14 protein-coding genes are annotated in these 13,513 nt (G+C 41.3%); 5 read left to right on the forward strand and 9 right to left on the reverse strand.

Annotated elements, in window-relative coordinates; genetic code table 11:
• Positions 1-56: 56 nt before the first annotated feature.
• Together B3O12_RS15290 and B3O12_RS15295 are read right to left on the reverse strand one after the other, a co-directional pair.
• Entirely contained in the window at positions 57-2,021 is a 1,965-nt protein-coding gene (locus tag B3O12_RS15290) for an LruC domain-containing protein (RefSeq protein WP_286756929.1), read from the reverse strand.
• A 338-nt stretch (positions 2,022-2,359) separates the two neighbouring features.
• Positions 2,360-2,659 (reverse strand): hypothetical protein, encoded by a 300-nt coding sequence (locus tag B3O12_RS15295; RefSeq protein ID WP_286756931.1) that lies wholly within the window; start codon positions 2,657-2,659, stop codon positions 2,360-2,362.
• Positions 2,660-2,989: 330 nt separating this feature from the next.
• On the opposite strand from B3O12_RS15295, the gene B3O12_RS15300 reads away from it, so the two are divergent.
• The 4 genes from B3O12_RS15300 (at position 2,990) to B3O12_RS15315 (ending at position 7,355) form a co-directional block, all read left to right on the forward strand.
• Positions 2,990-3,802 carry a DNA-deoxyinosine glycosylase gene (locus B3O12_RS15300; protein WP_286756932.1) on the forward strand — a complete coding sequence of 271 codons (813 nt, stop codon included), beginning with the start codon at positions 2,990-2,992 and terminating at the stop codon, positions 3,800-3,802.
• A gap of 19 nt (positions 3,803-3,821) precedes the next feature.
• Entirely contained in the window at positions 3,822-5,282 is a 1,461-nt protein-coding gene (locus B3O12_RS15305) for an ATP-dependent nuclease (RefSeq protein WP_286756933.1), read from the forward strand.
• Positions 5,283-5,652: 370 nt separating this feature from the next.
• Entirely contained in the window at positions 5,653-6,375 is a 723-nt protein-coding gene (locus tag B3O12_RS15310; protein WP_286756934.1) for a DUF6088 family protein, read from the forward strand.
• Complete coding sequence (locus B3O12_RS15315) at positions 6,372-7,355, forward strand: nucleotidyl transferase AbiEii/AbiGii toxin family protein (protein WP_286756935.1); 984 nt, start codon at positions 6,372-6,374, stop codon at positions 7,353-7,355. The genes B3O12_RS15310 and B3O12_RS15315 overlap by 4 nt, the downstream gene beginning before the upstream one ends.
• A 192-nt stretch (positions 7,356-7,547) precedes the next feature.
• Here the strand turns inward: B3O12_RS15315 and B3O12_RS15320 are convergent, their stop codons facing one another.
• The 7 genes from B3O12_RS15320 to B3O12_RS15350 all read right to left on the reverse strand — a co-directional run bounded on the left by B3O12_RS15320 (position 7,548) and on the right by B3O12_RS15350 (position 12,809).
• Complete coding sequence (locus B3O12_RS15320) at positions 7,548-8,189, reverse strand: DUF6266 family protein (RefSeq protein ID WP_053224313.1); 642 nt, start codon at positions 8,187-8,189, stop codon at positions 7,548-7,550.
• 178 nt (positions 8,190-8,367) lie between these two features.
• A complete protein-coding gene (locus B3O12_RS15325; RefSeq protein WP_071426793.1) occupies positions 8,368-8,802 on the reverse strand; it encodes a DUF6943 family protein in 435 nt (144 codons plus the stop codon).
• A gap of 612 nt (positions 8,803-9,414) precedes the next feature.
• Positions 9,415-9,633, reverse strand: a complete 219-nt coding sequence (locus tag B3O12_RS15330; protein WP_100626886.1) for a GDCCVxC domain-containing (seleno)protein — start codon at positions 9,631-9,633, stop codon at positions 9,415-9,417.
• Positions 9,630-10,238, reverse strand: coding sequence for a mercuric transport protein MerTP (gene merTP / locus B3O12_RS15335; protein ID WP_053224310.1), 609 nt, complete (start codon positions 10,236-10,238; stop codon positions 9,630-9,632). Before merTP ends, B3O12_RS15330 begins: the two co-directional genes overlap by 4 nt.
• Positions 10,235-10,603, reverse strand: coding sequence for an ArsR/SmtB family transcription factor (locus tag B3O12_RS15340; RefSeq protein WP_053224309.1), 369 nt, complete (start codon positions 10,601-10,603; stop codon positions 10,235-10,237). The genes merTP and B3O12_RS15340 overlap by 4 nt, the downstream gene beginning before the upstream one ends.
• A 1,143-nt stretch (positions 10,604-11,746) precedes the next feature.
• Positions 11,747-12,469 (reverse strand): IS1595 family transposase, encoded by a 723-nt coding sequence (locus tag B3O12_RS15345; RefSeq protein ID WP_286756937.1) that lies wholly within the window; start codon positions 12,467-12,469, stop codon positions 11,747-11,749.
• 118 nt (positions 12,470-12,587) lie between these two features.
• Positions 12,588-12,809: a hypothetical protein gene (locus B3O12_RS15350; protein ID WP_286756938.1), complete on the reverse strand. Its 222-nt coding sequence runs from the start codon at positions 12,807-12,809 to the stop codon at positions 12,588-12,590.
• A gap of 182 nt (positions 12,810-12,991) precedes the next feature.
• Here B3O12_RS15350 and B3O12_RS15355 point away from each other — a divergent pair, with 182 nt between their 5' ends.
• Complete coding sequence (locus tag B3O12_RS15355; RefSeq protein WP_286756939.1) at positions 12,992-13,429, forward strand: Hsp20/alpha crystallin family protein; 438 nt, start codon at positions 12,992-12,994, stop codon at positions 13,427-13,429.
• The last annotated feature ends 84 nt before the right edge of the window (positions 13,430-13,513 follow it).

Raw genomic sequence — 13,513 nt, forward strand, 5'->3', positions numbered from 1 at the left:
CGGTAGGGCACCGGCCAAGTATTTTGGCTTTGGCCGATGCTTAAATAGGCTTGCCGTTAGTTGTTGAAATATATCTTGTTGGTATTTCTGTAGCCTGAGTTGTCGCCATACCAATCTTTATATAACGCTCCGCTGCTGAGTCCCCAGTCAACAAATTTGTTGTAGCCCTGGTCGATCCGGTTTTTTTCGATTGGGTATCGGAACTCATGTATGATATGGATGGCCCAAGGCAGGTTGTTGCTATCCTGATAGGTTTTTCCGGTGTTTACGTTGGTGTCATCGCTGGCCGTTCCAAATAGGCTTGCATCGGCCAAAGAAGTTGGCATTTTGCCGGCCAGGTGCAGTTCTTTTCCTCTCTCATAACTAGAGAAGATAAAAGGGTTGAAGGGGGCTTCGCCAAGTAACTCGGGGGCTATCGGGTTGGTAAATTCTACCACAACTTCTACCGTAAAGGGAGCCACACTACTTTCGGAAGGGTCGGTATTGATGAACTTTGCGCCTGCAGCCGGTTTCAGGTGATTAAAACTATCATTAAATACAATAATTACCGATTTGTTCTGCTGAGCCTCAAGTCCTTTGGCATTGAGTGTGGTGTTTTGTCCGTCCGTTTTATGACCAGATACGGAAGCAATCAATGTAGGGTCTACATCGAGTTCAATGCCAAAACCACTATGATTGGCGGCTCCTACTGCCCGAATAGTAAAGCTCATTTTAAAGCGTACGCTTTTGTTATCTGAGTTTAACACATTGGTATATCGGTAACCAATAACCATGTCGTTGAAGTCGTAGTCGCCTTTTACCGGCCATAAATCTTCAAAAGCAAACGTGCCCATGCCCAGTTCGGAGGGAGTGTAGCTATCTACAGCCGCAGTAGGATCGTTTGGATAGTCGTCCAATTCGTCAATTACTCCATCGTTGTCAGAGTCTTGCTGGTTGAGCGAACCGGTATCGCATTTCCAGGCGGTGAGGTCGTTAATTTTTTTGTTGAAAGTTTTTACAATCTGGTAGGCTCCATCTTCCTTACTAATTTGAATGAGGTTTGAGTTGGCATCGTTGGTACCCACAAATATTCTATCCTGGCGGTCTATAGCCATAGAGGTGAGTTGAAAGGGAAAGTTTTCGGCACTTATTCTTACAATTTCGGCTGTTCCGTTGGTGTCGTTTATTGAAGTGAATTTATAGAGCCCTGAAAAACAAGCCAGATAAAGCTCTCCGTTCGAGTCGAATGCCAGGTCGCCACCACCGCTGTTGTTGATGAATCCGTTGATGGTGTAGCTGGCTACCAGGTTGTTTGTGGCTGCTTCTACTTTGTGCATGATATTTTTGTTGCTCATGTAGAAGTAACCGTCTTTATATTCGAGGCGAGGGTAGTTGCCATTGAAGGGGTTGTTGGTATGTTTTACGGTGAAGGTGCTGCTGGCAATATCGTAGGCATAGAGTGTTTTTCCCACGTTGTAATACATAATTCCGTTGGCCTGATCGAGAGCGTTGGCTATGGATCCGCCCCCTTGAAGCTGACTCAAGTCGGTAGGAGTAAAGGAAGAGTTAGAGATATCTATGGTAAAGAAATCTCCATTATTATTAACGGCATAGAGATGGTCTATACAGTCGGAGCTGCTATTGGCTACACTACCGGCAGCTGTCTGTTGAATCGTAAGGTTTGCTGAAGCACCACTTACCGGCATAGAAAAGGTTTCTGTACCATCAGCACTGATTTTGGTAACATACAACTCACTGATGGAGGCTGGCAATAACTGCTCGATACTTAGCCCACCGCTCTGCTTAATAAATGAGCCTATGGAGAGCGATTCTCCACCCGATAAGTAGTGTATTCGGTATTTAGCGGCTCCTTTTGTGTAGTCCGTAATGTTTAGGGCTACCATTTGAGAGGTTTCGAAATTAAACGAGTCGAAGCTGAAATCGGTAAGGGAAGAAGAGTTCTCTGCCGGTTCTTCGAAAGGTGGCTCTTCTATACACGATACGATAAGGAGGGGGAGGATTAAATACAATAAATTCTTCATGCTTCACTCGATTTCCTCCCAAAATGCTCAGTATTAACAAGGTAGAAGCAAATTTTCGATCACTGAACGGAATCTTTCGATAACCCGAACCTTTTCACGATAAGTGGTTGGGCCCTGTAACCATTTCAAATCAAGGTTGCTGTTAGTCTATACCTTCTTTAATGTTTAGGAATATCCATATCATTCGGGTTATTTCAAAGAGGCGGCTCTGTGTGGATTGAACACCCTCCAAGGGGTTATGGTGTAATCCTTTGATCACGGATCGAAACTGGCTACCCAGTCTATAAAGAGTAAGCGGTACTATTCCATTGAATCGCGAACTACCTGAAAGCAGTGACTTATTTAAAGTCTAACATTTGTAAGGTATGGTTTTGCACCATTAGCTCGGGAGCGGTCTTTCTGATGATAGCTGCATTTTCCATTTTAAGGTCGTATAGTCCGGCACCGGTGGCTCCAGCTACTTTGACTGTTAGCATCATGGCATCTTCCATCATGATGGATTTCGTGAACTCCAGTTCCTTGTTGTCCTCGGGTATTAAGTCACAGATTTGCCTAACCACATCGAATATTTCCTTTCCCTTTTGGTAAATAGGAAGGGTTCTTGGGTCTATGAAATCATCATCTCCATCTTCGAACATTGTGTTTTTCTTTTGTCAGTATCACAGATTAATAGGATTAAGGGATAGCCCAGATTAGGGTTGCGAGGTGTCGGGTTTCCCATCCAGTGTCATTACAAAACGCTTGAAATTGAGACTTTTCTCTCCAAAATTCACTATAATTATCTTCACTTTTTTATCTAAATATACCTATTCATTACTATTAAACCGAGATTCATACCATAAGGAGCACCAAGAAGCCTTATTAAAGCAATTGATTTGTGGAAAGGTGAGAGTGCCTGTCTCTATTCTCTATACTTTCGGGAGATAAACTAGAATAGGTGTTTGCGAAGGCTATTAATAAAACACACAATGTCAGAAGTAATTAGGAACAGAACCATAAGACCGAGCACAAGGCTTGAAAGCTCCAAGAGCTATAAAATAGATACAAAAACTGTTGTCAGTGGAGATGTCCTAGTGGTGAACGTAGATCATGAAAGTAAATCGTTTAGTAAACGGTATACATTTTCAGGTAAAGATGTTGCACATAAGGACAGTATCAGTTTTAGAGTCACAGAAACAGCATCTCACGTTGATATTTTATGGTCTGGTGCAGTTCCGAAAGAAGAAGGAGTAAACCAAGGCATTCTAAGCTCAACACCAACGCCAAAAGTAAAAAGTAGCTCCAAGTTATTTAATGGACAGGTAGAAAGCTTTGCAGCTATTGAGGATCAAAATACAAAGGTGTTGATTCTTGGCACCATGCCTGGTGTAGAATCGCTTAAACAGCAAGCCTATTATGCACATCCGCGTAACCTGCTTTGGAGGATTTTGGCAGAAATCACTGGTCATGAATTACCTAAAGATTATTCGGAAAGAATTCAATTGGCAAAATCAGCAGGAATTGGCCTTTGGGATACTTGTCAAGCTTGTGCCCGAGAAGGTAGTTTAGATTCAGCCATTTCGGAAGTGACACCCAATGATATTCACGGCTTTGTTGAAAGTCACCCCAACCTCAAAGCCATCGCCTTTAACGGTAAAAAATCAGCTCAACTATTCGCTAAGCATATCGGAGCTATTCCCGGTATTCGCTTATTGAGATTACCCTCTACAAGTCCTGCCAATGCCGGAGTCAGTTGGGAGGATAAGGTTCGGGAATGGGGTAAGATTAAAGAGTATTTGTAGAATTTTAATAAACACAATTATGTATATATCAGAACTAGTAGTTCGTAATTTCAAAAGTTTTGGAGCTGATCATCCACCGCTCTCATTTAACGTACCTAATGGTGATTTAGGAAGTGGGCTAAATATTTTTTTAGGTGAAAATAATACAGGGAAGTCTACCATTTTTGAAGCCTTCGATTTTTTAAGGAATAAAACGAATAAACCAAGTACTTCAATAGTCAATAGAGCCACTCCCGATGCCGAAGCTTCAATTGAGCTTGTCTTTTGCGGTGACATTGATTCAGTAATTGAAGAATTCTCGCCAACACCAAAAAAAGCTGCATTCAGGGAAAGAGTATATTCGATTGATGATGTAGAACATATACGCTTTAAGAGAACTTCAGAGGAGAAGAATCCAATTGTTATTTGGCATCCTGAAAATGAAGAATTTACTAATGTATCTGGCATTGATGCGCCAATCAAAAGCATGTTCGAAACTAATTTTGTTTGGGCAGATACTAATCCCAATGATGAAACAAAGTTTGGAGCTTCCACTGTAACCGGAAACCTGTTAGGAGAGATCCTTAATAATTTCACCAGCCATGAACAGTATGAAGCATTTATTGAGCAATATGATACAACCTTTAATAGTCCAGATTCCAGCCTAAAACAACAACTAGAAACTATTGAAAGGACAATACAAGAGCTATTTGAAAATCAATTTGGTGCTGGAAGTATAAGGTTTCAGTTTGACCAAGTATCACCAAAAGATTTTTTCAAAAACGTTAAAGTCTATGTAAATGATGGCACTGAAACCAGTATTGAGGACAAAGGAAGCGGAATGCAGAGAGCAGTGGCACTTGCTATGTTACAGGTATACGCGGACATAGTTAAGAATCAACCTGAAGGAGATATTCTGAAACCTTTATTTCTATTCATTGATGAACCTGAAATTTGTTTGCACCCCAAGGCACAAGAAAGGTTATTCAATGCACTGTTGGAACTTTCAAGGACTAGTCAAATATTCATTACCACTCATTCTCCATACTTTTTAACTAACAGAGCAATGGAGAATATGGCTTTGTTCATTTGTCGATCAGGAGAAAACGGACCAGAAGTTTCAAATCTAGCTGCCGGAGGTCTTTTTCCTTGGAGTCCAACCTGGGGCGAAATCAATTATCTCGCTTATGATATGCCCACGGTAGATCTTCACAATGAATTATATGGTAGATTACAAGAGTTGACTGAACACTGGAGTATTCCACGTTTTGATAATTATTTGGTTGAGCAAGGTATTCAAAAAAACAAGCAGTGGCGAGAGGAACGGGGTGGTGTGCCAAGAGAACCTTATGATGTCACACTGATGACATTTATTAGACATAAAATTCATCATCCGGAGAATGCTACTATGCAAGGTCAAGAGTATACTCAGGATGAATTGAGGTCATCTATTGAATCTATGATTGCTTTATTAAATCAAATTGAGAATGGCGAAGAATAACTAAATCAACTGTCCCAATTGCGGCACCGCTATAGATGTACAAGATATTCTTTCTCAATATTTTAAGAGAATCGTTTCTGTGTGAGTGGTGTAAAAGATGCCACAGATAATTATTAACATTTAAACGAATAAGTTAGAAGTGTGAAATTTACTGAAGCCCAACTCGAGCAAGCCTTTATTTGGCTATTGGCCGAAGAGTCCATTGATTACAAGTCAAGTAATTATGTTCGCGAACGTCATACGAATGTTCTCGAGCTATGGTGTCTGAAAAGGAGTGAAACGGTGTGCTTAGGGGAAGGTTTCTTAGTGTGTATGTCAAGTTTTTTACGCAAAAAACTTGACAAATTAATCCTTTCTGTACTTTTGTAAAATGAGTTTGGCAGCACAGATAGAGCAAAAAATAGATCGGTTTGAGGCAGGTGAAAGTTTCACCTATAATGACTTAGATATTTCTAATGATCAATACCTCAATACGGCTAAAATACTTGAAAGATTGCAGCGGAAAGGACTGATCAAAAAACTATCGAAAGGGATTTTCTATAAGCCCGAACAAACTGTTTTTGGAGAAATCAAACCTAGGGAGGCTGAGGTAATTAAAGGGTATCTGTTTAATAACGGAAAGCGAATGGCCTATATCACCGGCAACTACCTTTATAATCAGATGGGCCTCACAAGGCAAATTCCTCGAAACTGGAAGATTGCATCATTCAACAGAAGAATCTATGTCAATCGTCAGAACCTCAAGGCCAAACCAGTAAAAGCTTATGCGGAAGTTACAGAAGAGAATTATAAGCTATTAGGCTTTTTAGATGCCCTAAAAGACTGGAAGACTATCCCAGATTTAAACATTGAAGAAGGCATCAAAGTATTAACAGCTTTCATTCAAAAACTCACTAAATCTGAAGTATTGCAGCTTACCCAATTAGCACTAAAATACCCACCAAGAGTTCGGGCTTTTTTAGGGGCTTTGTTGGAACAGGCGGGTAAGGGAGAAACAGGAATCATCAGAGAATCTTTGAATCCAATCACTAAATTCCAATTAGGACTCAGTCCCAAGCAGCTGCCCGGCTTATCAAAATGGAATATTGAATGAAACTGCACCTCAATCAAACTCTTTTTGAAACCTCAATTACTGTTACCTCACAGGACTTAGGAATACCTGAAATCTATATTGAAAAGGATTATTGGGTAACATTGGCGCTAAAGACCATTTTTGAATCAGACTGTAAAGCCTATTCGGTTTTTAAAGGAGGTACGGCATTATCCAAATGCTACAAGGTAATTGAAAGATTTTCAGAAGATATAGACTTAGTAGTGCTTCGTGAAGAAGCTGAGTCGGGCAACTCGCTCACCAGAAAGATTAAGAGTATAGGTGCTGTAGTCAATGAGGTTCTGCCAGAAGTGGAAAAGGAGGGAGTGACCAGTAAAAGTGGCAGACTTAGAAAAACGGCTCATGATTACCCTAAAGTGTTCAAAGGCGACTTTGGACAGGTGAGAGATTTTATAGTCGTGGAGGCTTCTACGCTGGGGAATTTTGAGCCTTATCAGGAGATGGAAGTTTCCAGTTTTATCTATGAAATGATGGTGGCTAGAGGTCAGCAGCAAATAGCTGAAGAACAAAATATGTTGCCCTTTATTATTCAGGTGCTGGATATCAGAAGAACTATCTGCGAGAAAATCATGAGTCTGGTTAGATTCTCTTATGAGGTTGACCCAATAGATAGCCTGAAAAATAAGATCAGACATACCTATGATATTCATCAGTTGTTGAAGATACCTGGGATCAACACATTTTTTGAGAGTAATGAATTCGATCAAATGCTGCTCAAAGTAGGTGGCGATGATGTAGATAGCTTTAGAAATAACAATGACTGGTTGCCGAATCATCCTTCTGAGGCACTTATATTTAAAAATACCCATGAGGTATGGAGGCAATTAGCAGATACCTACAAGGGTAGCTTTTCTGACCTGGTTTATGGGGGCAACTTGCCAAAGTCTGAAGAGGTAGTAGCTTCTTTGGAAAGGGTTTCACTCAGGATCGCAAAAGTAAAATGGAGTATTGAGCTTGATTGAGATACCTACTTCCCAATACAATATCTTTTCAATTCCTGTATATCAGGTAGTTATGCCGCATTAGCAACAGATTAGCAACAAGAAGTGTTGATATTAAGCTAATTAAGGACTAAAGAAAGGAAAAACGAAGTGTACGGGCATAAAAAAACCGCTTCACAAAGGAAGCGGTTTTCAAGGAAAACACCAATCGCTTTACGCAACTGTTACAGAGCCTAAATAAACGCTGTTGGCGACTTTAGTTCCGTCTTCTGATACAAAACCTAAGAAGACTTCAACGTCTTCTCCTGAGTACTCAGAAGGCACTGGAATGGTCGCTGATCCGGCAGACCTTGCTGGTCCCGCAGTGGTGAACACTGCTTCCCCTCGGGTAGTGTTCAAAAGAACAATCAGAGCTTTGTCTGTTGCTTGAGCACTTCCGCTTCCTGAGTTGTCTGTCCAGGTTGCTTCTACGTTTCCAGCACTTGGAGAAGTAGCTGCACCGTTGGCCGCACCTGTCAAGTTACCACGAGTAACCAATGAACTTGCATAGTCAATCATGAAGTTTGGATAAGCTCCAGTAACTGCATTGTTCAGGTTGTAGGACATAGCCGCATTGAATTGGGTCATACGGTTTGCATACAACTTGAAACCGACTCTCAGGAAGTCTGTCATTGGCTGCAAGAACCTTAGGACAGTTGAGAATTTCGAACGCTGGTCAACCTGACCTTCCGTTCTTGGATTCGCTACACTGGAAGGTTTGATGCGCAGGTAATCGATGCCCTTCCAAGTTCCACCGATTACATTCCCTACTTGGCCTGATACGCCACCGAGAATACCTTGATTAATTTTTCCCATCTCTTTACGATTTTTAAGGAGTTAAACATTTGCTTGGACTTGACACGGACTTACCATGGATTTGCCCTTCGCCAACTAAATTACTTCAAGAATTAGGCGGTAGTTCTCTCTTGGGTGCTGTTGCGGTGGTGTGCTTTATTTTGCTTTTGTCGCCCTGTTTTTTTGGCAGGGCAGGAAGTTACCCTGCATCTGCTTCTTTCATCAAGTCATAAAATATGGCTTGTCTGGCAGTATCAATCATCTTTAGTGTGACTTTGATTTTTTGCTCGTTGGTATCGAGTAGTTGAAGGGCTTGAATTGCCTTTTGAAATGCCAGGGCTTTGCAGCTTGCTTTGGTAGAGCTTTCCCGGATCAGCTTTCGGCTTTCATCAATAGTCACAAATGGAATTACAGAGCCTTTCAGGAGATAGTGAAATGATTTTGACCTCCACAATCCAAAGCAAAGCCAAAAGAGAAATTCCCTGTCCTCTTGGTTGTCGGTGAGGCAAACAAAGCAATTCGGGCAAGCGTTGTTGAGCGGTTTCCCGCTGTTCAATCCTTTATTCAGGATAAAGAAGTGCGGCTGTTGGTAGCTGCTTTCCAGTCGATGTGTTTTGATACAAAACGATTTCATACAGTGAGCCATTAATTTTTAGCTCGCTGCGCTTCGCATATATTTTTTCAAAAGAGAAAAGAAAAAAGGGAAAAAAAGAAAAGAGAAAGCTGTCTTTCAGGCGGGTGAGGCTCGGCTGTCAAGGTTTTTGGAAAAAATACTACCCGTAGGGTGGAGATTTTTTTCAAAACCCGTAGGGCTTGACCTTGACTGTCCGAAAGTGCGATGGGCATGTGCGAACCCGCCTATCTTTGCTTTTCTCTTTTTAAAATTTTCCCTTAACGAGTAAAAAAAAGAGCCCCCTAAAAAGGAAGCTCTGAAAGGCACAACTCGAACCAAAAAACACGCAGCGTATAATCTGTGATGCCACAACGCTGAATGCCTGCATGAAACGGGAGACCTGAGGTGCGAACGCCCGCCAACAACCACCGGCTGCCGAAACGGACTCTGAATAATAACTTAAACATAATGCCCTCACACTACAGGACGGTGCGATTGCAGCAAGGGCTGTGGAAAAAAAATACTACCCGTAGGGTGGAGATTTTTTTTCCTAACAGGCGAAGCGAACCCTTGCAGCTCTCGCATCCGCACGCCTGTAACTTTGCTTTATGTTTGAGTTATTTATTGTCTGATTTACCGACAGCATGAACTGTTACCACCTTCTTGGATTGGTGGGCATGCCACTGTACCATAAGAGCAGTAAACGCAACAATCACCTTGTAACGGTTTAAGTATCTCCTTACAATTTTCGCACTCATAGAAATACTGACACGCATCTGTAGGCATGGTTTCTTCTTTCTCATGTCCACATTTAGGACAAGTAATTGTTGATTTAAGGACTACTTCACTCATTTTGATTTGTTTACCGATTCTACTTTGTAACCTGTTTTGTTAACAGCTGATTTTACTTGCTCAATGTCTGTTTTAGATTCATCAAACGTTACCACTGCATTTGCTTTTTCATAAGAAACCTCTAATCCTAAAATACCAGGAAGCTTACCAATTTCAAGTTTTACATGTTCTTCGCATCCCGTACAGGTCATTCCAACAATATTGATTTCGTAGGTTGATTCGAAATTGACATTTTCTGATTCTGATAGTTTGGTTTTGGGGTAAAAAGTATCTGAGTAATAAGGGAATGCAAGCATGATCGCTGCAAATACCGTCACTATACCAAGGAATTTCTTTGACTGCCAAAAAGAGGGCTTTTCTTCATCACAAACGCAGGCAATTTCTTCCTCCGTTCTTGGCCTCAATTTCTGATACCATGCAAATGCTAAAACGACTACAGTTATTCCAATCAACCAAGGGCGAAAAGGTTCTAACCAAGAAAATGTTGCAGCTACTCCACTTGAACCTGCAAGTAGTGCCAACACTGGTGTAATGCAACAAAGCGATGCACTAATAGCCGTCAATACGCTTGTCATTGCTAATGAGCTTGATTTCTTGTTTTTCATAATGCTGATTCTTTTTCTGGTGTTAATAGCCCAAATATTGGATTCAGAATGAGGTTGTTGGATTCGGAAATAGAGTAGAATATTGTTTGACCTACTTTGTTTGTTTCAACCAGACCTGCATCTTTTAGCTTTCTCAAATGCTGAGAAATAGCAGGAACTGTCATGCCCAGAATATCGCTAAGATCACATGGACACATTTTGGATTCCTTTTCCAATAGAAACAGAATCTTTAGGCGTACTTCATTACCAGCAAGATTAAGTGTTCTTGCTATTTGGTTTATTGTATTCTCTACTTTTTCAATGTCTTGTTTACACTGGATGATCTGTTGTGCATCAGCATAAACTCTAATACAAGATTTCGTCATATAGAATCGTATTTAAGAGATTACTTAAATAAATACAAAGAAAGGAAAAAGAGTTTAATATTTAAGCAAATACTTAAATATATCAATCAGAGATAAGCTTCATTACGATAGGTGTGTGAACGCAGGTAAACCCAGGCGAAGTCATTTCTGCGAGCCGCCTGCGAGCGGAGCAAGGGTGGTGGCTGCAAAAGCCCGAAGAATGAGGGCGGCAGACGCCTACCGTTTACGGCAGGGCTGGCGTGTTTTTTTGCATCAGGGTCGGCAAAGGCAAGGGTAGCGACTGAACGGAACGAAACGATTGTTGGAAAGGAATGGAGCAATAACTGCCTGCAATAGTTTTGGTAGGGTTTGTATTTTTTGATTGCAGTACAAACCCATTGGAGGGGGATTGCAGGCAGATTGCGGAATGACGGTGCGTTGGCTCGTGTAGTGAAGTGAAAGAGCTATTCTTGTGAGCGGTGCTGAAAGTGGCTGAGTTGAAGGAATGAGGAACGAATGACTGAAACGAAGCGACTGAAAGCACATTGGGGAAAGCAAAAAACATGACAGCCCGATCAGCCCGCAGCGACCCGCAGGCGAGCAAAAACAATAAGCAGCGGCAGACCCCCAATTAAAAATATTGTGAGTGTAGCGAACACCTTAGAAGGGGTTTGGGGGGATGAAATAGCTGCGAGTGAGGAAGGAGAGAGTGTGTGAAGCAAAACAAGTGAACGGCAGTGAGTGAGCACCTACTGGAGCGCAAACGAGCTGGTAAGTGAACGGTATATGCAAGGGCGACCGAAGGGAGTTCATTTTATAACCCTTGCAGATATGTTTTTGCGGAACAAAACGGAACGACTGACGAACACCGCTTTACCTGCGTTGGGGGGTGCGTTGGGAAAAGCAAGTGTGGCACGGTATGGAATGCAGCGTATCGGAATGGAATAACGGGCTACTCTTGCTGTGCGGTGCTGGAAGTGGGTGAATGAAGAGAGAGGCACGAACGAAATGAAACTACTGGAGGCACATGGGTGAGGGAGGGGTTAGGAGGAATTATCTTCTGTACAACTAACACCAATTTCAACAATGTTATTCTTAAACTGAGAAATATTTCTTTCTCAGCCAAATAGCCTCCCGAACTAATAAAATCAACATGAATCTCCGCTAGTTTACCACTAACTTGGGCAGAACGCTAATGTTTAGTAATCTTTCAAAGATTTTCATCCCAAATTTTCTGCGATTAACCTTATAACAGAATTCGGCTAAATACCGTGCAAGGTTCTCTCTTTTTATTGAATGATAGATTCCAAGAAAGGTCCGTTTAATATTCGCTGTAATTACGCCTATCCAGGGCAAATGTTCGTCATTGTTTTCCCTTGTAGACAGCACTGCCTCATGTTCTGCTAATGTTGAGAGGGTTCCGAACTCAAGACCTTTGTCGCTTACAATTTTCCGCAAAGATTCTGTCATCTTTTCTAATGAACGCTTTGCTACAATTGCTCCGCGACCTTCTATTGGTTGAACTTTTATATAACCCATTCTTTTTCCTCCTTTAGGACCTTTGTCATTTTCTTTAGATGATTCAATAGCAATAAGGGCTATTGCTTGACGCTGACTGCCTTTACCTGCCTGGAGTTTTTCATCTTCCTTAAGTGTAGATGCCACCCGAATGAATTTTTCATCTACTTCAATTTCGCCTTTGAGCTTGTATTGATCTTCCCGGTAGGCCATCAAGTCGCGGATCTTATGCATCATATACCAAACTGGTTCATAGCGTTTTCGCCCCAATTGTCGTTGAAGTTCTAAGGCAGATATTCCTTTCTTACTTGAGGTCATCAAATACATAGCGATATACCAATCTCGATAGGGCAAATGACTTGAATCCATGATGGTTCCGCTTCGTAAGGTCGTTCTAAACCTGCATTTAGTACACTGAAATTGCTCCTTGTTAGGCAGCCAATAGTGTTTCTGGCAACCACACTTCTTGCAAATAACCCCTTGCTTTTTACGTAATTGCACCCAGTGCGCTTTGCATTGTTGCTCTGTTCCGAATAGCATAAAGAACTCTAAATGTGTCATATCCTGCATTTTTACAGGCAATATCTAAACTCAGTTCGTCACAATGAGGCGTAGTGGCACTAAAGCGAAGATTCATGAAAATCAATGTAGGCACTTCCACCAATGGACCAATTACTCCAATAAGCTTTTCCAGTTTGAGACGGTGCACTTAACACTTAAGTAGGCATGGGCATGTGAAATGCAATCTAAAAGATGTCATAATGGCATATTTTAGACTAATTTCTTATCTATAAAGTGTCATATTGACATATTTTCTCCAAATAATTTAACTGGAACATCATTTGTTCATAGCCCCACAGACGCAAATGTTAAACATTAAATCTGTAAAAAATGGCACTTGTAAGAACATCAAATCCGTCATTCAGCAGTCTGTTTGACGATTTTTTCAATACCGAACTAGGTGATTGGAGAAGACAAAATTATTCTTCAACTGACACAACATTACCTAAGGTAAACATCAAAGAAAATGATGATGCCTTCATGGTGGAGATGGCAGCACCAGGAATGAAAAAGGGAGATTTTAACATCCAGTTGGACAACAATGTCCTGACTATTTCTTCTGAGAAAAAAGAGGATAACAAGGATGAAAAATCCAGATATTCCCGCAGAGAGTTTGCCTATCATTCCTTCCAGCGTGCGTTCACGCTACCAGAGTCTGCTGATGGACAGAAAATCGGAGCGGCTTACGAAGATGGTATTTTGACCATTACTATTCCTAAAAAGGAAGAAGCTAAGCCACAACCACCTAAAACCATCAGTATTAAATAATTCACGTTGGGCTGTAAGGAGTCATGTTGTGGTGACTTTTTGCAGCCCATGCGTTGAGTTTCATCATCTAATTAAGTCAGTGAA

This window comes from Roseivirga sp. UBA838, from assembly GCF_002296035.1.
GTDB lineage: Bacteria > Bacteroidota > Bacteroidia > Cytophagales > Cyclobacteriaceae > Roseivirga > Roseivirga thermotolerans.